Origin of the sequence: Cellulomonas cellasea, from assembly GCF_030372105.1 — a bacterium.
In the GTDB taxonomy this organism is placed as follows: domain Bacteria; phylum Actinomycetota; class Actinomycetes; order Actinomycetales; family Cellulomonadaceae; genus Cellulomonas_A; species Cellulomonas_A cellasea_A.
The window spans coordinates 1-22,302 of record NZ_JAUDBQ010000004.1 but is presented as its reverse complement, the minus strand read 5'-3'; the positions used below and the strand labels follow the sequence as shown (position 1 = coordinate 22,302).

16 protein-coding genes are annotated in these 22,302 nt (G+C 74.1%); 2 read left to right on the top strand and 14 right to left on the bottom strand.

The genetic code is table 11. The features are described 5' to 3' along the window. Nucleotides 1-11 precede the first annotated feature (11 nt). From QUV83_RS05065 to QUV83_RS05025, 9 genes are all read right to left on the bottom strand, one after another. Nucleotides 12-6,062, bottom strand: a complete 6,051-nt coding sequence (locus tag QUV83_RS05065) for an Ig-like domain-containing protein (RefSeq protein WP_289563089.1) — start codon at nucleotides 6,060-6,062, stop codon at nucleotides 12-14. Beyond that, nucleotides 6,059-7,729 carry a serine/threonine-protein kinase gene (locus tag QUV83_RS05060; RefSeq protein WP_289563088.1) on the bottom strand — a complete coding sequence of 557 codons (1,671 nt, stop codon included), beginning with the start codon at nucleotides 7,727-7,729 and terminating at the stop codon, nucleotides 6,059-6,061. The genes QUV83_RS05065 and QUV83_RS05060 overlap by 4 nt, the downstream gene beginning before the upstream one ends. After that, nucleotides 7,726-9,291, bottom strand: a complete 1,566-nt coding sequence (locus QUV83_RS05055) for an FHA domain-containing protein (protein ID WP_289563087.1) — start codon at nucleotides 9,289-9,291, stop codon at nucleotides 7,726-7,728. Before QUV83_RS05055 ends, QUV83_RS05060 begins: the two co-directional genes overlap by 4 nt. Before the next feature lie 2 nt (nucleotides 9,292-9,293). Beyond that, nucleotides 9,294-10,079, bottom strand: coding sequence for a PP2C family protein-serine/threonine phosphatase (locus QUV83_RS05050; RefSeq protein ID WP_289563086.1), 786 nt, complete (start codon nucleotides 10,077-10,079; stop codon nucleotides 9,294-9,296). Nucleotides 10,080-10,225: 146 nt separating this feature from the next. After that, nucleotides 10,226-11,722, bottom strand: a complete 1,497-nt coding sequence (locus tag QUV83_RS05045; protein WP_289563085.1) for an alpha/beta hydrolase family protein — start codon at nucleotides 11,720-11,722, stop codon at nucleotides 10,226-10,228. A 64-nt stretch (nucleotides 11,723-11,786) separates the two neighbouring features. Next, a complete protein-coding gene (era, locus tag QUV83_RS05040; protein WP_289563084.1) occupies nucleotides 11,787-12,698 on the bottom strand; it encodes a GTPase Era in 912 nt (303 codons plus the stop codon). Between the two features lie 16 nt (nucleotides 12,699-12,714). Further along, entirely contained in the window at nucleotides 12,715-13,998 is a 1,284-nt protein-coding gene (locus QUV83_RS05035) for a hemolysin family protein (RefSeq protein ID WP_289563083.1), read from the bottom strand. Then, entirely contained in the window at nucleotides 13,995-14,447 is a 453-nt protein-coding gene (gene ybeY, locus QUV83_RS05030) for an rRNA maturation RNase YbeY (RefSeq protein WP_066587727.1), read from the bottom strand. Before ybeY ends, QUV83_RS05035 begins: the two co-directional genes overlap by 4 nt. After that, nucleotides 14,444-15,445 (bottom strand): PhoH family protein, encoded by a 1,002-nt coding sequence (locus tag QUV83_RS05025; RefSeq protein WP_289563082.1) that lies wholly within the window; start codon nucleotides 15,443-15,445, stop codon nucleotides 14,444-14,446. Before QUV83_RS05025 ends, ybeY begins: the two co-directional genes overlap by 4 nt. Before the next feature lie 159 nt (nucleotides 15,446-15,604). Here QUV83_RS05025 and QUV83_RS05020 point away from each other — a divergent pair, with 159 nt between their 5' ends. Further along, the gene (locus QUV83_RS05020) at nucleotides 15,605-16,162 is read left to right on the top strand and encodes a Gmad2 immunoglobulin-like domain-containing protein (protein WP_289563081.1); all 558 of its coding nucleotides are present in this window, start codon (nucleotides 15,605-15,607) and stop codon (nucleotides 16,160-16,162) included. Nucleotides 16,163-16,175: 13 nt separating this feature from the next. On the opposite strand, the gene QUV83_RS05015 is transcribed toward QUV83_RS05020, so the two are convergent. Genes QUV83_RS05015 through QUV83_RS05000 form a run of 4 tightly spaced genes read right to left on the bottom strand, consistent with a single transcriptional unit; the run spans nucleotide 16,176 to nucleotide 20,664 of the window. After that, entirely contained in the window at nucleotides 16,176-16,955 is a 780-nt protein-coding gene (locus QUV83_RS05015) for a 16S rRNA (uracil(1498)-N(3))-methyltransferase (protein WP_289563080.1), read from the bottom strand. 2 nt (nucleotides 16,956-16,957) lie between these two features. Continuing rightward, the gene (gene dnaJ, locus QUV83_RS05010) at nucleotides 16,958-18,082 is read right to left on the bottom strand and encodes a molecular chaperone DnaJ (RefSeq protein WP_289563079.1); all 1,125 of its coding nucleotides are present in this window, start codon (nucleotides 18,080-18,082) and stop codon (nucleotides 16,958-16,960) included. 43 nt (nucleotides 18,083-18,125) lie between these two features. Beyond that, on the bottom strand, nucleotides 18,126-19,148 hold the full coding sequence (hrcA, locus tag QUV83_RS05005) for a heat-inducible transcriptional repressor HrcA (RefSeq protein ID WP_289563078.1): 1,023 nt from the start codon (nucleotides 19,146-19,148) through the stop codon (nucleotides 18,126-18,128). A gap of 58 nt (nucleotides 19,149-19,206) precedes the next feature. Beyond that, on the bottom strand, nucleotides 19,207-20,664 hold the full coding sequence (locus tag QUV83_RS05000; RefSeq protein WP_289563077.1) for an MFS transporter: 1,458 nt from the start codon (nucleotides 20,662-20,664) through the stop codon (nucleotides 19,207-19,209). A gap of 96 nt (nucleotides 20,665-20,760) precedes the next feature. Here QUV83_RS05000 and QUV83_RS04995 point away from each other — a divergent pair, with 96 nt between their 5' ends. Then, nucleotides 20,761-21,624 carry a DUF3097 domain-containing protein gene (locus QUV83_RS04995; RefSeq protein ID WP_289563076.1) on the top strand — a complete coding sequence of 288 codons (864 nt, stop codon included), beginning with the start codon at nucleotides 20,761-20,763 and terminating at the stop codon, nucleotides 21,622-21,624. A 16-nt stretch (nucleotides 21,625-21,640) separates the two neighbouring features. Here the strand turns inward: QUV83_RS04995 and QUV83_RS04990 are convergent. Then, the coding region (locus tag QUV83_RS04990) for a hypothetical protein (RefSeq protein ID WP_289563075.1) at nucleotides 21,641-22,302 on the bottom strand (662 nt) is incomplete at its 5' end.

The window sequence follows — 22,302 nt, the reverse complement described above, 5'->3', positions numbered from 1 at the left end:
CGGCTCATCGGTCATCCGCTCGTGGCCGGGACGGCGATCTCGGCCGACGTCGCCCAGGCCCCCGGGCCGACGGAGCTCAGCGCCCGGACGCGGACCGTGACGGCGCCGCCGCCGGCCACCCCCTCCCCGACGACGCTCACGACCCCGGCGCCGACGGAGCCGGCGGAGAGCCTCGTCCCGCCGCGCAGGATCTCCCACTCGTAACCGGTGACCGGCCGCCCGTTGGCGGTCGCCGCCGTCCAGCTGAAGTCCAGCACCTCGGCGCGCGGGGACGTCGCGGCCAGTCCGGTGGGGGCGCCGGGGACAGCCGGCTGGCCGGGCGCGGCGGACTGGCGGACTGCCTCCGACCATCCGACGGAGTTCCCGACGCGGTAGTCCACGGTGACGGTCCCGCCGGACTGATCCACCTGCGCCGGTGGCGCCCCGTCGACCCAGCCTCCCGCGCTCGACGGGTTCCCCCCGGCGTTGATCCGGTGCTGGCGACGCGTGATCGCGGCGCCGCCGTCAGCCCCGTCGGCAGCGGAGACGACAACCTGGTCGACGCCGCCCGACGTCACGGAGAGCTGCGGCGCCGCCGGGGCCGTCAGCACGGTGACCGCCGGGAAGGAGACCCACTCGCTGGCCAGGTCGCGCGAGTTGACCGCGCGGATCCGCAGGGTGAGCGTCGTGCCGCCCGCGATATTGGGGATCGTCAGCGTCGTGGAGGTCAGGGAGTCGTCGCGCCCCTCGATCTCATACCGGCTGATCGACATCCCCCGGCCCCCGGCGTCGCTCGGCGGGCTCCACGACAGCACCACCGAGCCGGCACCGAAGGCGGCATTGGCGGAGGCCGTCGCCGAGAGGCCCTTCGGGGTGTCGGGGGCGCTGTACGTGGTGCCGGTGACGGAGCCCCACGGGCCCTCGCCCGCCTTGTTGACGGCGCGCACGCGGATGTCGTAGCTCCGGCCGCGCTCCGCCTCGGCGATGACGTAGTTGTTCACGTTCCCGAGCGGCGCCGGCTGGGCGCCGTCCACCGAGACCTCGTAGCGGGTGATCTCGGCGCCGTTCGTGGCCGGCTCCGCCCAGGTGACGTCGATGCGGCCCGTGGTGCCGAACCAGCCTGTGACCGTGCCGGTGGCCGTGACCACCGGCGCCTCCGGGGCCTTCGCCGGGACCTCTGGCGATGACGCGAGACTCCACGCGCTCGGCTCAGGGAGCTTGTTGTAGGCGCGCACCTGGACGGTGTACGCGGTGCCGTTGCGCAGCCCCGTGAACGTCGCCGACAGGGACGACGTGGACTGGGTCGCGCTGCCGCTGCCGGGCGCAGGCGAGATCATCACCTCGTAGCGGGTCACCGGCGAGCCAGGGCTCGTCGGCGCGCTCCACGTTGCCGTGACCTGGCCATCGCCGAAGCTCAGGGCCGGCGCCTCCGGCCGGTCCGGCACCGCGTCGGGCCGCGCCGTCGCCGAGGCGGGGCTCGGGTCGGACCAGTCGACGGCGTTCTTCGCGGCGACAGTGAACGTGTACTCGACGTCGTTCGTGAGGTTGTCGATCGTGCAGGTGGTGCTGGCGCACTGGCGCTCGGTGCTGCCCGGCACCGTCACCCGGTAACCGGTGATGCGCTCGCCCCTGTCGTCGGGCGCGTCCCAGCTCAGCACCACGGTGCGGTCGCGCACCTCGACGACGCGCGGCGCCTTCGGGGTGGCGGGCTTGCCGCGCACGACCACCGTGATGCGGCCCTCGACCTGCCGGTCCGGGTCGCCTGTGGCGTCGCGCACCGCGAAGCGGACGACCATCGCGCCGACGAACTCCGCGCCGGGCCGCACGTTGACTGTGCCGCCGGAGACGGACGCCGTGCCCGCCCCGGGCGTCTCCACGACGGCCTCGACGATGGTCAGCGGGGTGTCGGGGAACGGGTTGTAGGCGCCCGCGAGCGCGTCCACCGCGGTGTCGCGCCCCTGCACGCCATCCGGGATGTGCCGGTCCACCACGCGGGGCATCGCCCGGGTGCTGGCCGTGGCCCGCAGGTCCACCTGCACCGTCATGGAGCCCGCCCTGCCGTAGCCGAGCGCCACGTCGAGGGACCCGGTGGTGCCCTTCGACGTGGTGCGCCCCGCCGCGACGCGCAGCACCGAGCCGTCCAGCGTGGCGGTGAACCCGGAGGGCACGGCGGAGCGGAGCTGGTAGGAGTACACGTCGGCTGCGCCGCTGGCGCCCTCGGGTCCCGTGGTGAAGGTGCGCAGGTCGACGACGATGGGCTCCTCGCCCGGCGCCACGGCGATCGGCGGGGCGACGAACGTCGGGGGGTAGTCGTCCACCGCGTACACGGTGACCGCCAGCGTGATGACGGAGGTGCGGCCGGTGGTGTCGGACGCGCTCGTCCGGTCGGTCACCGGGACCGTGATCGAGGCCGGCCCGGCGTAGCCCGCCGCCGACGTGAACACCAGCGTCGTCGGATCCCGCACCAGGTCGGAGCCATCGGACTTCGTGGCCTGCACCGCGTCGGGGTCGGCGATGGTCGCGGTGCGCCCGGGGGCGACCTGCACCTGCTCGTCGAGCGGGATGACGAGTTGCTCGCCGGACGCCACCCGCAACGCCGGCGCCTTGGGCCGGGGCGTCGGGGGGAAGAACCCGAGCGCGGGCACCGTGATGAAGGCATAGGTGCTGGCGGTGCTGGAGGTGGTGTTGGTCAGCTGGTAGGGGACTGTCTGCGCGTGGTCGACCAGCGTGATGACGACGCTGCCCGTGGGGGTGACCGTCGCGACATCGGCCGCCGACGCGGGCACTGACACGGCGAGGTCGCTCAGCGGGCCGCTGGGGTTCTGCGCCACCGCGAGGACGTCCACCTCGACGCTCTCCCGCCCGAGGGTGTCGATGGCGGGCACCACGACGTCACGGGCGACCGGCGGCAGCACGGGCGCGTCCTCGAGCACCGTGACCGTCAGCACCGCGGAGTCCCGGCCACCCCGGGCATTGGTCACCGTGTACGCGATCTGCAGCACACCCGGGTTCGACGGCGCCTGCACGATGATCCGGCGCCCCTCGACGCGCGCGTCGATCCCGTCGGCCTTCTCCAGGGTCTCCGAGAGCAGGAGCTCGCCGCCGCTGGCGTCGATGTCGTTGGCGAGCACGCGGACCTCGACCCGCTGCCCGGGGCGCACCGTCACGTCGTCGTTGCGCGCCGTGATCTGCGCGGACGCGGCGGGCCGGGGGCTGATGCCGACGCGGACCGTCGCGACGGCGCGCTGCCCGGTCCAGTCCTCCACGGCGTAGGTGAACGAGTCGGTGCCGGACTCGCCGGGCAGCGCCTCGTACTCCAGCCAGTCGGCGCCCGACGCGACGACGCGCCCCTTGGCGGGGGCGACCGCCACGCCGAGCAGCGTCACGCCGTCGCCGTCGTCGTCGATGCCCACCAGCGGCACCGCGATGCGCACGGTCTCCCCCTCGAACACCCGGGCCGTGAGGTCGCGCGGGCGCGGCGGCGCCTTGGCCGTGGCGTCCGACGCGTGCACGCGCACGGTGAGGGTGGCCGCGGTCTCGTTGCCCGTCTCGTCGCGGACGATGAACGTCGCGTGGGCGGTCAGCGCCTTCGCGGGCGCCTGGTAGCGGAGCACGTCGCCGGAGACGAACAGCAGGCCCTCGCCCTCGCCGAGCGGCTCGGCGAGCTCGGGCACCACGGTGAGGGCGTCGCCGTCGGGGTCGTAGGCGTGGTCGAGCACGGGCACCGTGACGACGCCGCCCGTGCGGACGCTGACCTCGATGTTCTCCACCACCGGCGGCTGCGCGACGGCGGAGGCCGGCACCGGGTGGACGGAGATCTCCCCCACCGCCGACGCGGGCCCGTTGGACACCGTGTACGCCAGCGACACCGGCGCGGTGAGGGTGCGCGTCGCGGAGATCTGCACCAGCTCGTGGTTGAGGATCGCCACCCGCAGCCCGGAGTCCGCGGGGACGTCGACGGACTGCAGCACCAGCACGCCGCCGGCGGGGTCGGAGTCGTTCGCCAGCGGCGCCACAGTCACCTCGCGCCCGGGGGCGAGGTAGACCCGGTCGCGGACGGCCACGGGGGGCTCGACCTGGGACGGCCACTCGAGCACGTCGATCCGCGCGAGGCCGGTGGCCTGCTGGGGCGCCGCCGCCACCACGAAGCTCACGTAGTACGTGCCGGGGCGCGGGGCGCTGAACGTGAAGGTGCCCGCGGCCAGGTCGGTGGTGATCTTCGCGCCCGCGAGCTCGTCGACGCCGGCCAGGCGCACCGGCTCCTTGCCGCTGGTGCGCACGGCGTCGAGCGGTTGCAGCCGCACAGGCTGGTCCACGTAGGTGACGGCGTGCACCGGGTCGATCTGCGGGGCCAGCGAGCCGGCGGCCCGCACGTCCACGATGAGCGTCCCCTCGGCGGTCTCCTGGCCGTCGGAGACGAGCAGCCTGATCTGGGCGCGGCCCAGCGCGCCGCCGTCCGCCTGGTACGTGACAGTGCCGTCCTGGCGGAACCGGACGGTGCCGGCGTCCGCCGTGGCGTCGACGAGCGTGAGGTCGTCGCCGTCCGGGTCGGTGAAGTCCGCGAGCGCGCTGTACTGCGCCTGCGCGTCCTGTTCGACGCTCAACGAGCCGATGCGCGTCTGCGTGGGCGCCTCGTTGAGGCCCGGGTCGCGCACGGTGAGCAGCACACTCGCCGTCGAGGGCGCGCCGGTGCCGCGTCCGTCGGAGATCGTGTACGTGAAGACCGCGGACCCGCTGGCGTCCGGGTTGACCCGCACCTGCAGCGCGCGCCCCCCGTAGATGGCCTGCAGCGTGCCGAACTCCTCCGGCAGCTGGTCGAACTCGCTGACCGCGAGGATCCCGCAGTCGGAGGACGAGTCGTTGTCGATGACCGGCAGGATCATGGTGCGGCCCGGGCGCACCCCGAACTCGTCGTCGGTGGCCTGCGGGATGGTGGCCTCGGTGCCGCACTCCGCGAGCAGGTCCTGGGTCGTGGAGGCGCCCTCGGCGTCCTCCTCGCGCTCCTCCGGCTCGTCCTCGGGGACGATGTCCTCCCAGTTCGGCTCCCGCAGCTCGGTGTCCTCCTGGGGCATCCACAGCCGCCCCCGCAGGGTGTCGTTGAGCACCACGATGCCGCGGTTGACGCGGAAGGCGAGCTCGTCCTGCGTGGACATGCCCTCCAGGTCCAGCACCTCGGGCTCGCCGTCGCCGCACACGCGCAAGTACGAGCCAGTGCCGGTGGCCCACGCCCCGTGGGCGCAGCCGTCCAGGCGCACCGGCGCGGCGGGCACGCCCTGCCCGGTCGTCGCATGGCGCTCGGCGTCGCCGCCGCCCAAGGGCGCCTCGACCAGGGCGTCACGCGTCGCGACGAGCACCGCGTCGTCCGCGGGCCCGGGCTGCTGCAGCACCAGGTCGCGCCCGCCGTCGAGCTCGATCGCGGCCTGGCGCGTGCGCACGGTGCTGCCGCTCAGCCCCACCGGCTCGTCGCCGACCGCTGTGAGCTGCTCGACCTCGGCGCCGAGCGTGCCCGCGGCCTCGGCCTGCGGCTGCCCGTCGAGCAGCACGACCCGCGTGACGTCCCCGGTCTCGGCCGCCACCCCGTAGGCCACACCCGCGTCTGTCACCACGACGCGGCCGCCTTCGCCGAGCGCCATGTCCGGGGTGTCGGACGTGGGCGCCAACGACCCGAGCTGCGCGACGGGGCGCACCCAGGCGTCGCCGTTGGGCGCGATCACCGCCACGGCGCCGCCGCCCATCGACACCTCGGCCCCGGAGGGCAGCGCGACCTGCGCGGCGAGCGTGACCGACGCCGGATCGACGACGGACACGGTCAACGGCTCGACCAGCAGCACGTCGGCGCCGTCCTGCAGCACGTCGAACCTGCTGCCCGTGGTCACCAAGCCCGCGTTGAGCTCCTCGACCTGCGCGTTCAGCCGCCCGAGCCGCAGGGACTCGGTGGCCGTCAGCCACACCCCGGAGTCGTTGAGGTCGACGCGCGCGAGCGGGAAGCCCGGGTTCACCAGCGCCAGCACGGCCAGCACGGCGGGCACGGTGACGACGGCGGCGACCTGGGCGGTGCGGCGACGGACGGCTATCAGGCTCATGGCGCGCAGGCCTCCGCGGGCTGCGACGACGACGCGCGGTTCGCGCGGACGATGGAGACCTCCACACAGACGGGCTCGTCAGGCGCCGCGGGGACGGACACCCGGCGCTCGGCGACGAGCTCCAGCTCCGTGCCGCCGGTGGCGGTGCGCACTCCCCACAGGTACTGGTCGCCCTCGGCCGGGTCGGGGTTCGACCAGGTGAACTCGACGCCGTCAGCGGTCCGCCGCCCCTCGAGGCCCGCCGGCGCGGGCACCACTGTGGACACGCCGCCGACCGTCGGGGCCGCCAGCTCGGTGGCGGTGGAGCCGGGGCCGATCGGCGCGTTGTCGCGGCCGCCCAGGGTCAGCGCGGCGACGCCGGCGAGCACGGCCACGACCAGCACCGCGGACACCGAGCCGATCGCCCGGCGCATCCCCCGGCGGGAGGATCCGCCGTCCGCCGGGGCGCCCGGAGCGCCCACGACACGCGGCGAGCCCGAGGCTCCGGCCGCGCCCGGCAGCGGGGCCACCGCTCGGGGCGACTGCACACCGGCGGGCAGGCCCAGCGCGACGGCCGGCCGCGCGTCGGACGGGCGCCCGCCGACGGGTGGGACGGCCGCCAGCGGATCGACGGTGTGCCCGGGATCGGGGGGCCGCGGGGCGCCGGCGTGCGTGCGCGCGGACATCTGCGCGGGCAGGCCCGTCGAGTCGATGCTGATCACAGGGCGCAGCCTGGTCGCGTCGTCGCTCGCCGGAGCCGCGGGCGCCGACGCGGCGAGCTGCTGGGCCGCGGACATCGGCGGGGTGAGGCGCGCGTCATCCGGCAGGTCCAGCGGCGTCACCGCGAACCCGAGCGCCGCCTCGATCTGCTGCAGGGCCCGCGCGAACGCGGCCGCGGTGGCGAATCGCTGGTCCGGGTCCTTGGCCATCGCGCGGGCCAGGACAGCCTGCAGCGAGGCCGGCACGTCCTCGCGGCCGGTGGACGCCACGGGGGTGCGCTCGATCCGGGCGACGACGTCGGCGGCGCCGTTCGGGCTGCCGGGCGCCTCGAAGGGCGTGCGGCCCGCGAGCAGCGAGTAGACGGTCGCCGCCAGCGAGTACACGTCCGAGCGGGTGTCCCCGTGGGGTTGGTGCGCGAGGAGCTCGGGCGGCGACCACGGGATCGACATGCCGAGCGCTGCGCCGGCGCCGGCGCCCGTCGTCGCGGCGATCCCGAAGTCGGTGAGCGCGGGCCAGCCGAAGTCGGTGGTCAGCACGTTCGCGGGCTTGATGTCCCGGTGCAGGATGCCCGCGCGGTGGGCCGTCTCCACGGCGGAGCCCACGCGGATCGCGATCCGCAGCGCCTCCGGCACCGAGATGCGCTCACGCCGGTACCGCTCGGCGAGCGCCGGCCCCGAGCAGTACTCCATCACCAGGTACGGGCGGCCGTCGGGCGCGATGTCCGCGTGATGGATCGTGACGATGGACGGGTGGTGCGACAGCTGTGCCATCAGGTTCGCCTCGGTGCGGAACCCCGTGCGCAGATCGTCGTCGAGCGATCCCGCGAGCAGCACCTTCACCGCGACCAGGCGGCGCGGCAGGTCCTGCTCGTACAGGAAGACGTCGGCGAAGCCGCCGAGGCCGAGCACCCGGATGAACCGGTGCCCGGCGATCTGCGGCGGCGTCGACGCCACACGGCGTGCGGTCACGTACCCCGCTCCACCGTGAACGTGACACCGTCCCCGAGGTCGACGAGCTCGCCCGGCCGCACGAGCGTCGGCTCGCCCGGATGCAGGCGGCGCGCGCGCTCGCCCTGTCGCGACACCAGCACGCCGTTGGTGGACTGCAGGTCCGTGACCAGCACGTCCTCGCCCTCCATGCGCACCTCGGCGTGGGTGCGCGAGATGTCCTGCTGCGGTGACGGCACACTCACCAGTCGCGGCAGCTCGCTGTTCGTGACGCGCAGCACCTGCGGGGCGCGGCCGAGCAGCACCGACCGGTCCAACGGGACGACGGCGCCGGTGGACAGCATCAGCCGCATGGCCGCCGGGGGCTCCGGGGCGACGACCCGGAACGGGCCGGGCACCTCGTCGCCGGCCCACGACGGGAGCTGGTCGCGGATCGCCACCAAGTCGCTGCTGAGGATCGTCAGGCCGTCATGGTCGTCGGGCGCCAGGAGGTCGCCGGCCGGGGCGGGCGCGGCGTGCATCGCGGCCTCAGCCTCGGCGACGACGGCGGACGCCTGCTCGGCGTAGGCCGAGCCGAACACGCCGCCCAGGCCGACCCGGTCGAGGTCGGCGTTGTCCACCCGGTCGACCTCCGCGCGGAGCTGGTCGATCCGGAACGGGTCGGACGGCGCCGGGCTGCCGGCGTCGAATGCCCCGCCATGGCCGTGTGCGGTGAGGGCGTCGACGGGCGCCTCGAACGCGACCGACGGGGCGGGCTCGGCCGCCGGCTCCAGCAGCCAGGCGGGGGCGCCGACGATGAGGGTCTCGGCTCCGAGGGCGGGCTCGTCGCGCTGCGCTGGCCCGTCCGGCTCCGGCTCGCCCTGCGGGCGCGCGTCCTCGAGCTCCGTCGCCCAGACGGCCAGCTCGGGCGGCAGCGCTGTCTCCTGCGCCAGTGCGGTCTCGATGGCGGGCTCGGGCTCGCCCACCTGGAAGGGCTCGCTGACCGGCTCAGGCTCCAGGACGGGCTCAGACTCCAGGACTGGCTCAGGCTGCTCGGCCGGCTCAGGCTCGTCGACCGGCTCGGCATGCGAGGACACGGCGGCCCCGCCCACCCGCTCGGCGTCGTCGTCGGCGCGGATCTGCTCGACGCCGGCTCCGGCGGTGGCCGACAGCGCGACGCGCACCCCACCCGCCAGCACGACGCCCGCGGCGAGCGGGAGCGCCGTCGACACAGTCCAGGGCGCGCTCCCCGCGACGCGCACGGTCATGACGTCGGCGCCCTCGGCGACGCGCTCGGACCAGGTGGTGACCTCGCCGGCCGCCAGGACGCGGCTCCCCCCGGCGCCGCTGACCTCGACTTCGACGTCCCCACGCAGCGCGGCGTGCACGCGGCCGCCGGTGACGTCGACGAGCGCGAAGGGCTGCAGGCCGCTGATGCCGCCGCGCAGCAGGACCTCGAGCTGGTCGGTGAGGCCGCCCGCGGCGGGCGCCGCGTCCCACACCGCACGGACCGTCTCGGGCGAGGTGGTGGGCGCGAGCAGGGCGACGATGCCGCCGCCGACGACGGCGTGCCACTGTCCAGGGGCGTACTCCGGCACGATCACTGTCAGATCTCCCTCGGTCTGGCACGCGGCACTGTCGCGCCGTCGAGCATCTCGTCCCATGCGCTCGCCCCAAGCCCGGCGCCCGCGCGCGGGACCGTCAGGTGCGTGTCGCCTTCCTCTGCCGTGGCGACGTCCACGACCACTGTGCTGACGTTGTCGTGGCCGCCGGCCTCGACGGCGAGCCGCACCAACTCCTGGGCGGCGTCCTGCGGGTCGGCGAACTGCCCGAGGACGTCGGCGATCGCCGCGTCGGACAACTCGCCGGTGAGGCCGTCGGAGCACACGAGGACCCGGTCGTGCGGCCCGGCGGGGATCATCCAGTAGTCGGGCTCCGGGCCGGCGCCACTGCCGAGGGCGCGCGTGAGCACGTGGCGCTCGGGGTGCGTGCGCGCCTGCCCTTCGTCGATCTCGCCGTTGTCGAGCATCTCCTGGACCACCGAGTGGTCGACGCTGATCTGGCGCAGGTCGCCGTCCAGCCACCGGTACACGCGGGAGTCGCCGACGTTGAAGACCAGCCAGTAGGAGCTGCCCTCATGCTCGGCCACGGCGACGCCGGCGACTGTGGTGCCGCAGGGGCGCCCCTCGAGCGCCTCGCGGATGCGCTCGGCGGTGCGGGTGAAGCAGGTGTGCACGTCGTCGGACGTGGCGTGGGGGCGGCCGGCGAGCTGGGCGAACTCCTCGACGGCGAGCCTGCTCGCGACGTCGCCCGCGTCATGGCCGCCCATGCCGTCGGCGACAAGGAAGACCGGCGGGTAGGCCAGCAGGGCGTCCTCGTTGACCGCGCGCACCAGTCCGCGATCGGTCGCGGAACCCCACGACGTGCGCAACGACTCACCCCCAGGATTGTCCGGGACGGCGTCGCGCCCTCGAACTGGTTGTATCGGCCCACATCGTGCCCTAGTTGAGGGGCAGATGCGTACCGCCGCCCACCTGGTCAGATGCCGAGTTGGTACACGCCCCAGTAGGCGAGCACGACGAGCAGCACCATCGAGCCGAGCAGCGTCGAGCCCAGGCTCCCGATGGCGACGGCGCCCCGCGCGATCATCGCGCGCTCCTCGCGCAGCCGGCGCACCCGGTCGATGAGCATGACGCCCGCGACGACGGCGCCGATGCCCAGCGCCCGCACCGCCAGCCATCCCCCCTGCACGATCCACACGTTCCGCTCGTAGCCGAGCGCGAGCCGCGCCACGGCCAGCAGGTACCAGATCAAGGCTCCTATGGTCAGCAGCGCGAGCACTCCGAGGGACCAGGTGCGCGCGGCGACGCCGGGGGCCATCGCTCGGCGTGCGGGCGACCCGCGCAACCGGTCGACGCCGCGCGCGGCGAGCAACCCCAGCGGCCCGAGGACCACCAGCGCCGCCCCCGCCGCGGCCACTCCGACCACCACGTCGCCGTCGCCCAGCCAGCGCGGCGTCGGCACCGGCCCGGCCAGGTACGCCTGCGCGGGATCGGCGCCGGCGATGCGCGGCGCGGCGCCGGCGGTGCTCGGCAGCCCGTCGACCCAGTCGGACAGGTCCCGCAGGAACGTCGCCGAGACCTTGCCGTCCACCTTCAGGCCGTGGTTGGCATCCTCGTAGTAGCGCACCGTGATGTCGGTGTTCCCGACGATCGCGGTGTCCCGGATGATCTGCTCGGCGCCCTGCACCATCGGCATGGACAGGTCGGCGGTGCCGTAGACGACCAGCACCGGCTGCGTCATCTGCCGCTGGAACGGCGCCACGTCGAAGTCGATGTACTCGAAGTCCCCGCCGGGCAGCGACATCCCGACCGCGCGGGGGATCGCGCGGAACACCCCGCCCGGGACGTCGGTGTTGCGCAGGTAGGCGTCGGTGGCGAACGCGGCCTGCTGGCGGGGCGGCACCACGGGCGCGGAGACGAGCACGACGAAGGCGACCTGCGCGTCACGGGCCGCTATCACCGGGGCGATCCAGGCGCCCTCGCTCTCGCCGTAGACGCCCACCTGGTCGGGGTCGACCCCGGGCACGGTGCGCAGCAGCCGCACCGACTCCTGGTAGTCCGCCGCCATCGCCTCGTAGTCGCGGTGGCTCGTGGTGTAGGTGTCCATCCGCTTGCTGGGCACCAGGGCCACCACCCCGGACTCGGCGAGCGCCTGCGCCTGCGCGCCGAACGCCTCCTCCGATTGGCCGGTCCCGGCGCCGTGGATGAACACGACCCCGGGGCGGCCGTCGGGCGCGCCGATCGGCTCCATGAGGCGGGCGGCGACAGTGGCGCCGTCCAGCTCGACGACCATCTCCGTGGTGCGGACGTCGTACTGGTGGCGCGCCTGGGCGCCGCCGATGGCGGTGGACTCGCTCTCCCGCGGCAACGGGTCGCTGATCGGCGCTGGATCCCATTGCGGGCCCATGATCGCCCCGATGAGGGCGAGGAGGATGATGCCCACCGCGGTGCTCCCTGCGATCCGGTAGGGCATCCTCCCAGTATCCCGCACGGCCGGTGGGTCGGCCTCGGGTGTCAGGTGCTGGCTCACTCGCTGGTCAGAAGCCCAGGCGGCCCAACTGCTTGGGGTCCCGTTGCCAGTCCTTGGCGACCTTCACGTGCAGGTCGAGGAACACCCGGGTGCCGAGCAGCGCCTCGATGCCGTGGCGGGCCTGCGTGCCGACCTCGCGCAGCCGCGAGCCGCCCTTGCCGATGACGATGGCCTTCTGGCTGTCCCGCTCCACGAAGAGGTTGACCCGCACGTCGAGCATGGGCCGCTCGTCGGTGGAGCCCTCGCGCGGCACCATCTCGTCAACCACCACGGCCAGCGAGTGGGGCAGCTCGTCGCGCACGCCCTCGAGCGCCGCCTCCCGCACCAGCTCGGCGACCATGACGGCCACCGGCTCGTCGGTGAGCTCGCCCTCGGGGTACAGCGCGGGCCCCTCGGCCAGGTGGCTCACCAGCACGTTCTCGAGCACGTCGACCTGGTACCCGGACTCGGCGGAGACGGGCACGATGTCCGCCCAGTCGCCGAGCTGGGAGATCGCCAGCAGGTGCTCGGCGAGGCGCTGCTTGCCCACCAGGTCGGCCTTGGTGGCGATCGCGACGACGGGGGTCTTGGCCGGCCCCTGGGCCAGGTCGTGGAGCTGCTCGGCGATGAACCTGTCCCCGGGCCCGACCTTCTGGTCGGACGGCAGGCAGAAGCCCACCACGTCCACCTCGGTGAGGGTGTCCCGGACGAGGGTGTTGAGCCGCTCGCCCAGCAGGGTGCGCGGGCGGTGCAGCCCGGGGGTGTCGACCAGCACGAGCTGGGCGTCGTCGCGGTGCACGATGCCGCGCACGGTGTGCCGGGTCGTCTGCGGGCGCCCTGAGGTGATCGCGACCTTCTGGCCGACGAGCGCGTTGGTGAGGGTGGACTTGCCGGCGTTCGGTCGCCCGACGAAGCAGGCGAATCCTGAGCGGAAGGTCATTCGGGTGGCTCCAGTGTCAGCGTCGTGAGGGGAAGTCGTCATGGTCGTCGGCCTCGTCGGGCTCGTCGTCTCGGGCGATGCGGCTGGCGAGGATCGTCATGATCTGCTTGCGCCGCCCGCCGGCCTGCTCGGCGACCAGGTGCAGGCCGTGGATCTCGCCGACCGAGCCGGGCAGCGGGACCTTGCCGAGCGCCTTGGCGAGCAGCCCGCCGGCGGTGTCGACGTCGTCGTCCTCGACCTCCAGCCCGAACAGCTCGCCCAGCTCGTCCTTGCCGAGGCGGGCCGGGACGCGGATCACGCCGTCGCCCAGCTCCTCGACCACCGGCCCGGAGCGGTCGTGCTCGTCGGTCAGCTCGCCGACGATCTCCTCGAGCGCGTCCTCGATGGTCACGAGCCCGGCGATGCCGCCGTACTCGTCGACGACGATCGCGATGTGCGACGAGCCGGCCTGCATCTCGCGCAGCAGCTCGTCGACGGGCTTGGACTCGGGGACGAACACGGGTGGGCGGGCGATCGACGCGGCGGGGGCGGAGGCGGCCTGCGGCTCGTCCGCGAGGCGCCGGACGACGTCCTTGAGGTACAGCACGCCCCGCAGGTCGTCCACCGAGTCGCCGACCACCGGCACCCGGGAGTAGCCGGAGCGCAAGAGCAGGGACTGGGCCTTGCGCAGCGTGGTGTCGGCTCCGGTGGTGAGCATGTCGGTGCGTGGCACCATCACCTCGCGGGTGAGGGTGTCGCCGAGCTCGAGCACGGAGCGGAACATGTCGCGCTCGTCCTCCTCGATGACCTCCGACTCGCTGACCCGCTGCACCATGTCGCGCAGCTCGTCCTCGGCCTCGACGGTCCGGCCCGACGGGGCGGCCCGCGCGAAGCCGCCGACCAGCGCGGAGACCACCAGCAGCAGCCGCGAGAACGCCACCAGCACCGTCACGGGGTGCTGGCGGCCCAGCGTGCGCGGGCTCACCCGCACCAGCAGGTACGCCACGAGCGCGCACAGCACCCCGGCGACGACCAGCACCACGTACCAGGGCCAGCCCGTGGACGCGACGATCAGCGTGAGGCACACGGTGGCCGTCATCTCGCCGAGCAGTCGCACGAACGCCGCCGACGACGAGACGCGCACGGGGTGCTCGACGAGCTTGCGCACCCGGTCCGCCGCGGCGTGGCGGGCGGTGTAGAGCTCCGCGACGGCGGCACGGGTGACGCGCAGCACCGCCACCTCGCTGGCGCTCAGCGCGGCCGCCAGCACGATCCCGACGAGGGCGAGGGTGACCAGCAGCCCGATGGGCGGCTGCGTCATCGACCGGCCAGGAACGTCAGGAGGAGCTGGCGTTGCAGCGCGAACATCTCCTTCTCCTCCTCGGGCTCGGCGTGGTCGTAGCCCAGCAGGTGCAGGATCCCGTGCGTGGTCAGCAGCAGCAGCTCCTCGGCGGTGGAGTGCCCGGCGACGCGCGCCTGCTCGGCGGCCACCTCGGGGCACAGCACCACGTCGCCGAGCAGCCCGGCGGGCGTCTGCTCGCCCTCGCGCCCGGGGCGCAGCTCGTCCATCGGGAAGGAGAGCACGTCGGTGGGGCCGGGCTCGTCCATCCACTGCACGTGCAGCTCGGACATGACGTCCGTGCCGACGAGCAGGATGGACAGGTCCGTCTGCGGGTGGACGTGCATGGCATCCAGCACGTAGCGGGCGAGCGCGGCGAACTCCGCCTCGTCGACCTCGGCGCCGGACTCGTTGTTGACCTCGATGCTCATGACCTGTCCCAGCGCGCGTACGCGTCGATGATGTCGCTGACAAGCCGGTGACGCACCACGTCCGACGACGTCAACCGGCAGAACTCGACGTCGTCCACGTCGGCGAGGACCGACTCGACCGTGCGCAGCCCGGAGGCCGTCGCAGCGGGCAGGTCGACCTGGGTCACGTCTCCCGTGACCACCACCTTGGAGCCGAAGCCCAGGCGGGTGAGGAACATCTTCATCTGCTCGGTGGAGGTGTTCTGCGCCTCGTCGAGGATGATGAAGGAGTCGTTGAGGGTGCGCCCGCGCATGTACGCGAGCGGGGCGACCTCGATGGTGCCCGCCTCGATGAGCCGCGGGATCGACTCGGGGTCGATCATGTCGTGCAGCGCGTCGTACAGCGGGCGCAGGTACGGGTCGATCTTGTCGTTCAGGGTCCCCGGCAGGAAGCCGAGCCGCTCCCCCGCCTCGACGGCGGGCCGGGTCAGCACGATCCGCGTCACGGTGCGCGCCTGCAGCGCCTGCACGGCCTTGGCCATCGCGAGGTACGTCTTGCCGGTGCCGGCGGGGCCGATGCCGAACGTCACGGTGTTCCTGTCAATGGCGTCGACGTAGTCCTTCTGGCCCGCCGTCTTGGGCCGGATGGTGCGCCCGCGCGAGGACAGGATGTTGAAGGACAGGATGTCGGCCGGGCGGCCCACCGCGCCGGCGGTCAGCATCTCGACGGTGCGCGTCACGACGTCGGGGGTGAGCGGCGTGCCGCTGAGCGCCATCTCGACCAGCTCGTCGACCAGCCGCGCGACGAGCGCGACGTCCCCGGCGGGCCCGGCCATCGAGACCTCGTTGCCGCGGACGTGGATGTCCACGGTCGTGAAGCCGTGCTCGATGGCGCGCAGCACCTCGTCCCGGAGCCCGAGGAGCTCGACCATCGACACAGCGGGCGGGATGGTGATCCGGTGCTCGACCCGGGCCCCGGCCGCGGTGGTCGAGCGTCGTGCGGATGTGCTCTCGGCCATGTGCTCGGCTTGCGCCGCTGCGCTCCTTCGGTGATGACGTCCTGACGTGACGCTGATCCCCCCATCCTACCGAGCGGCGCGCGACACGACGTGCGCCCACGCGCTCAGGGTCGCCCCGCCCGGCACACTAGGCGCGACACCCGACCCGAGGAGCCCTCGATGCCCGCCGGACATCTCGCAGCCGTCACCCGGACCACGCTCGCAGCCGCCCTCGCGCTCGGCGGGGTGCTCAGCGCCGCGGCATGCGCCGCCCGGCCAGCCGACCAGGATCTGGGGTCTCCCGCCACGAGCGCGAGCGCCTCGCCCGACGGCCCGACGGCCGGCGGCGGCGCGACGACGACCCCAACGCCCGAGCCCACCCCGCCCGCCCCCGACGCCACAGCCACGGCTGTGCTCGACGATGTGCTGGTGAACGGCCAGAACTCCCTCCTCGAGCCCCGCTCAGGGGCCACAGTCACCGGCCCGCAGGTCACAGTGACCGGCGAGGGCACCGCCTTCGAGGGGACGCTGGTGTGGGAGGCCGTCGACGTCGGCTCGGGGCAGCCGGTGGCGCAGGGGTACACCACTGCGGGGGCCAACGGCGCGATCGGCCCGTTCGAGATCCGCGAGACCCTTCCGTCGGGCACGCTGCGCCTGTCGGTGTGGGAGCCGGGTCAGGACGACGAGGCCTCGGCGGAACGTCGCGGGCTGGTGACTGTGACGTTCACCGTCCAGTAGCCCGCCTCGGGGGTCAGCCCCAGCGACCGAGCCGCTGCGCCAGCATGGCCAACGCGACCGGGCCCGCAGTGGAGGTGCGCAGCACATGCGGGCCGAGCCGCACAGCGCTGGCGCCCGCCGCGAGCAGCGCCTCGAGCTCGCGGGCGGAGATGCCGCCCTCGGGGCCGACCACCACCAGCACCTCGGGCGCGGGGGCATCCGGCGCCGCGGGCTGCGGCAGCCGCACGTCGGCGATCGGCGCGCTGGCCTCCTCGTGCAGCACCAGGGCGACTCCCCCGGCGGCCACGACCTCCTCGACGCGCGCGGCCAGGCCGCGCCCGTCGACCGCGAGGCCGACGTCCGGGACTCTGGCGCGACGGGACTGCTTCGCCGCCGCGCGCACCGTGCCGAGCCAACGGGCGCGGCTCTTGGCGGCGCGGTCGCCGCGCCACACCACCACGGAGCGCTCGGCCTGCCACGGCAGCACGGCGTCGACCCCGACCTCCGTCGCGGCCTCGATCGCCATCTCGTCGCGGTCGCCCTTGGCAAGCGCCTGCACCAGCACCAGCCGCACGTCAGAGGCGGGCTCGCGCACCACGTCGAGCACGTCCAGCCGCACCCCCTCGCCGCCCACGGCGGCGACGGAGCACTCCAGGCGCACCCCGGCGCAGTCGACGACGTCGACCCGCTCGCCGGCGGACCGCCGCTGGACCACTCCCGCATGGCGCGCCTCGGCGCCCTCCAGCACGTACACGCCCCCGGGGGCGACGTCGTCCAGCGAGCCCGGCGAGGCCAGGAAGACCGGTGCGCTCACCCTCAGCGCCCGGCGAGCTTCTCGCGGAGCTTGGCGAAGACCCCCGAATGCGAGGAGGCGAGCCGGGTGTCCGGCCGCTCCTCGTTGCGGGCCGCCGCCAGCTGGCGCAGCAGGTCGGACTGCTCGTCGTCCAGGTCGGTGGGCACCTTCACGTCGACGTGCACGTGCAGGTCGCCACGGCCGCCCACATGCAGGCGCCCGACGCCCAGGCCCTTGAGCGTGACCACCTGCGCGGGCTGGGTGCCGGGGCGCAGGTCCACCTCGCGCGGGCCGTCGAGGGTGTCGAGGGTCAGCATCGTGCCGAGGGCCGCGGCGGTCATCGGCACCTCGAGCGTGCAGTGCAGGTCGTCGCCGCGCCGCACGAACGTGTCGTGCTTGCGCTCCCGGATCTCCAGGTACACGTCGCCCGCGGGGCCGCCGGCGGGGCCGACCTCGCCCTGGCCGGTGAGCTTGATCCGGGTGCCGGTGTCCACACCGGCGGGGATGTCGACCTCGAGCGTCCGGCGCGAGCGCACCCGGCCCTCGCCCGAGCACTCCGGGCAGGGCTCCGGGATGACGGTGCCGAAGCCGTGGCACGCGGCGCAGGGCTGGGACGTCATGACCTGGCCGAGGAACGAGCGCGCGACGCGCTGCACGCTGCCGCGCCCACCGCAGACGTCACAGGTGCGCGGCGACGTGCCCGGGCGGCAACAGCTGCCCGAGCAGGTGGGGCACAGCACCGCCGTGTCCACCTGCACCTCGCGGTGCGAGCCGAACGTGGCCTCTGCCAGGTCGATCTCGAGCCGCACCAGCGCGTCCTGGCCGCGACGCGCGCGCGGGATCGGGCCCCGCTGCGCGCTCTGCCCGGCCGCGGCGCCGAAGAACGTCTCGAAGATGTCTTGGAAGCCGAAGCCGCCGCCCATGCCACCGCCCGGCGACGCGGGGTCGGCGCCCAGGTCGTACATCCGGCGCTTCTCGGGGTTCGACAGCACCTCGTAGGCGCGCGAGACCTCCTTGAACCGCTCTTCCCCGGCGCCCTCGCCCGCGACGTCCGGGTGGTGCTCGCGCGCGAGCCGCCGGTAGGCCTTCTTGATCTGCTCGGGGCTCGCGTCACGCGGCACGCCGAGGATCTCGTAGTAGTCGCTCACTGATCGCTTTCTGTGGGAGGCGGGAGGATGTGGGGGCGGGTGGTCAGCCGGCCAGGATGCGTGAGAGGTAGCGCGCGACCGCGCGCACCGACGCCATCGTCCCCGGATAGTCCATGCGCAGTGGCCCGATCGATCCGATCCGCGCCACTGACGTGCCGTCGACGCCGTAGCCCGTGGTGACGAAGCTCGTCTCGACCAGGCCCTCGTGCTGGGTCTCGCGGCCGATGCGCACCGAGACGGCCTCGGCGTCCTCGGCCATCTCGCCCAACAGCCGCAGCAGCACCACTTGTTCCTCAAGCGCCTCGAGGACGGGGCCGATGGTGTGCGCGAAGTCCGCGCCCCCGGCGCGCGCGAGGTTCGCGGCGCCCGACAGCACGATGCGCTCCTCGCTGTCCTCGGCGAGGGTCTCCTCGACGACGCCGACGACGGCCCGCACGAGCTTCTCGTCGCCGGGCGCGAACGCGTCCGGGAGCTGGGAGAGCACGTCGTCGAGGTCCGCGAGCCGGTGGCCGGCGGCGGCGACGTTCAACCGGATCCGCAGCCGGGCGACCACTGCCTCGTCAGCCGGCGCCTCGAGCTCGAGGGTGCGCTGCTCGACGCGCCCGTTGTCGGTGATGATGACGACGAGCAGGTGGCGCTCCCCCACCGGGACCAGCTCGAGGTGCCGCAGCGACGAGCGGCGCAGCGACGGGTACTGCACGACGGCGACCTGCTGGGTGAGCTGCGCGAGCAGGCGCACCGCGCGGTCCACGACGTCGTCGAGGTCGACTGCCTCGTCGAGGAAGCCCTGGATGGCGCGCTTCTCCGGGGCGGAGAGCGGCTTGACGGTGGAGAGGCGGTCGACGAAGACGCGGTAGCCCTTGTCGGTGGGCACCCGGCCGGCCGAGGTGTGGGGCTGGGCGATGTACCCGCCCTCCTCCAGCACCGCCATGTCGTTGCGGATGGTCGCGGGCGAGACGCCGAGCGCATGCCGGTCTGCGAGCGCCCGGGAGCCGACGGGCTCACGGGTGGCGACGTAGTCCTCGACGATCGCGCGCAGCACGTCGAGGCGACGGTCCTCGTTCATCTCACCTCCTGGCGCCTGAGTAGCCGTGGGTAGCACTCCTGGGGCACGAGTGCCAATTCTACGCGGTCGCGGGAGACTGCGGACCGCCCCCTCCCTGGGTGTTCGCCGAGCGCGTGCGCAGGTCGATCACAGCGACGACCAGCGCGACTGTCACCAACGCGGAAGTGACCAGCAGCGCGCGCCCCACCGCGAGGCCGCCGGAGCCGCCGGCGGCGAGCGTGGCATAGAACACGGCGACGTTCACGGCCACGCCGAGCGCCGAGCCGACACGCTGCCCGAGCTGCAGCATGCTCGCCGCCACGCCCGCCGACCCCACCGGGGCGCGCTCGAGCGTCAGGGTCTGGTTGGGGGCGATCACGAGGCCGCTGCCGGCGCCGGTCACGAGCTGCGTGGCGGCCACCACCCAGCCGACGGTGGACGCGTCGAGCGTGCGGAAGGCCAGGTCGGCGCCGGCCAGGCCCAGCAGGACGAGCACCAGCCCCACCACCACCAGGCGCCGCCCATGCCGCACCACGAGCCGCCCGGACAGCGCGGCCGACACCGCCGAGGCGATGGCGAACGGCATCCCGACGAGCCCCGCCTGCAGCGCGGAGTACCCGAGGATGCTCTGCAGGTACAGCGTGATCACCAGGAAGATCGCGGTGAAGCCCGCGAAGTAGGCGAAGCCCAGCAGCGCGCCGTTGCGGAACGACGGCTGCCCGAGGACCGCCGGGTCCAGCACCGCCGCGCCGGTGCGTCGTTGGTAGCGGCGCTCCCAGACGACAGCGGCGGCCCCCACGACCGCCGCCACGGCCCACCACCACCAGCGCGCCGGGTCGTCGCCCAGGCCCGTGGTCGTCACCAGGGGCAGCATCAGCGCGACAGTGGTCAGGCCGATCAGCGCCAACCCGACGGGGTCGGAGCGCGGGGCGCCGTGCGGGCGCGTGCGCGGCAGCCATCGCAGGGCCAGCGGCAGCACCACCGCCATGACGGGCACGTTGACGATGAACACCCACCGCCACCCGGTCTCGGTCCCGGCCACCTGGATGATCACGCCGCCGAGCAGCGGGCCGATCGCCGTGGAGACCCCGATCGTGGCGCCGAAGGCCCCGAAGGCGCGGGCCCGCTCGGGACCCCGGAAGAGCTCCTGGATCAGACCCGTGATCTGCGGGTTCAGCACCCCGGCGCTGAGCCCTTGCAGCAGCCGCATGACGGCCAGCGCGCCGCCCGTCGGCGCCAGGCCCGCGCCCAGGCTCGTCAGCGCGAAGCCGATCAGCCCGGCGATCATCAACCGGCGCCTGCCGCGAGCGTCGCCCCACCGGCCCGCCGGGACCAGCGCCAGCCCGAACGCCAGCGTGTAGCCGGCCACGACGAGCTGCAACTGGCTCGAGCTCGCGCCGAGCGCCGCGTCGATGGACGGCAGCGCCACGTTGACGATCGAGACGTCGAGCATCGTCATGAAGCCGATGGCCAGGCACACCAACAGGGCCCGCCAACGGCGGGGGTCCGGCACGAACTCGCCGGTGGCAGGCGACATCACACGCCCAGTGCACCACGCCATCCGCCGCGCCCGCAGCGCGCCACCCCTGGAAGCCTCCACCGGCTGGGCCGGACCCGCCCTTAGGCTCACCGGGTGACTCACGACCGCTACGGCCAGGACGTCCTCGCCAGCGCCCAGCGCCCGGCCCACCACCGTGCGCCGCGCTCCTCGACACCGCAGGCGGCCGAGCTCGGGCTGGTGGTCGAGGAGGTCACCACGGGTTGGGTGGGCGCCGTGGTCCGCGTCGAGAAGTCCGGCGGCCAGCACGTCGTCGTCCTCGAGGACCGCAAGGGCCGTACCCGCACCTTCCCGCTCGGCCCGGGGTTCTGGGTCGACGGCTCCCCGGTGGAGCTGACCCCGCCGGTTGCCGCGAGCGCCCCCGCGCCGCCGAAGCGCACGGCGTCCGGCTCGGTGGCGGTGCACGGCGCCCAGGCCCGGGTGGCCCGTGGCAGCCGCTTGTGGGTCGAGGGCAAGCACGACGCCGAGCTCGTCGAGAAGGTGTGGGGCGACGACCTGCGCCTCGAGGGCGTCGTGGTGGAGCTGCTCGACGGGGTGGACAACCTCGCCGACGCCCTGGCCGACTTCGCGCCCGAGCCGGGCCGCCGGGTGGGCGTGCTCGTCGACCACCTGGTTCCCGGGTCCAAGGAGCGGCGGATCGCCGACGCGGCATTGCGCACCGTCCCCGCCGGCACGGTGCTGGTGCTGGGCCACCCGTACATCGACGTGTGGCAGGCGGTGCGACCCGAGCGCGTGGGGCTGCGCGCATGGCCGGTGATCGAGCGCGGCACCGAGTGGAAGCTCGGCATCCTGCGCGAGCTGGGCTGGCCCGCGGACGACCAGGCCGACGTCGCTCGCGGGTGGCAGCGCATCCTGCGGTCGGTGCGCTCCTACGCCGACCTCGAGCCGTCCCTGCTGGGCAGGGTCGAGGAGCTCATCGACTTCGTGACAGCCCCCTGACGACGCCGCGCCCGGCTCAGCCCGCGACGGGCTGGCCCAGCAGCCGGCGGTACAGGTACGCCTGCGCGAGCACCACCAACGGGATGGCCACGATCAGCCCCACCCCGCACAGCAGCGCGCCGACGATCACCACCAGCAGCCCGGCGAGGGAGAACAGCGCCATGGTGGCGGCGTTCTTGGTGATGAGCTGCGCACTCGAGCGCAGCGCGTCCAGGGCGTTCTGGCGCACGTCGATCACGAAGTACAACGTGAACTGCAGGAAGAACCACACCACGAGCGCCCCGATGCCGCAGACCAGCGACCCGAGGGACGTCAGCACGCTCACCAGCAGGGCCGCGAGCAGCACGTCCCCGAGGCTCGGGAACGAGAACATCGTGCCCATGTCGAGCCGCTCCCCACGGCTGATCGCGAGCGCTCCGCGCACGATCGCCGCTTGCAGCACGTAGGTCACGAACATCACGACGAGCGTCAGCAGGAGGCTGCTCAGATACGCGCCCACCCCGCCCACCACGCCGATCCCGCGGTAGTCGCTCCAGTCGACTCCGAGGTCGGCGGCGGCGACCGCCACGTTCCACAGGATCGACACGAGGACGCCCACCAGCAGGAAGGCGATCACCGTGACGAGGATCGGCCCGAGGTTCGCGGTGAAGGAGCGCCAGCCCCAGGCGTAGGCGTCGC

Coding starts and splice junctions, on each gene's coding strand:
- QUV83_RS05025 (WP_289563082.1), bottom strand. CDS start 15,445: ATGGCCGAGAGCACATCCGCACGACGCTCGACCACCGCGGCCGGGGCC.
- QUV83_RS05065 (WP_289563089.1), bottom strand. CDS start 6,062: ATGAGCCTGATAGCCGTCCGTCGCCGCACCGCCCAGGTCGCCGCCGTC.
- QUV83_RS05020 (WP_289563081.1), top strand. CDS start 15,605: ATGCCCGCCGGACATCTCGCAGCCGTCACCCGGACCACGCTCGCAGCC.
- QUV83_RS05035 (WP_289563083.1), bottom strand. CDS start 13,998: ATGACGCAGCCGCCCATCGGGCTGCTGGTCACCCTCGCCCTCGTCGGG.
- QUV83_RS05045 (WP_289563085.1), bottom strand. CDS start 11,722: ATGCCCTACCGGATCGCAGGGAGCACCGCGGTGGGCATCATCCTCCTC.
- hrcA (WP_289563078.1), bottom strand. CDS start 19,148: ATGAACGAGGACCGTCGCCTCGACGTGCTGCGCGCGATCGTCGAGGAC.
- QUV83_RS05000 (WP_289563077.1), bottom strand. CDS start 20,664: ATGTCGCCTGCCACCGGCGAGTTCGTGCCGGACCCCCGCCGTTGGCGG.
- ybeY (WP_066587727.1), bottom strand. CDS start 14,447: ATGAGCATCGAGGTCAACAACGAGTCCGGCGCCGAGGTCGACGAGGCG.
- era (WP_289563084.1), bottom strand. CDS start 12,698: ATGACCTTCCGCTCAGGATTCGCCTGCTTCGTCGGGCGACCGAACGCC.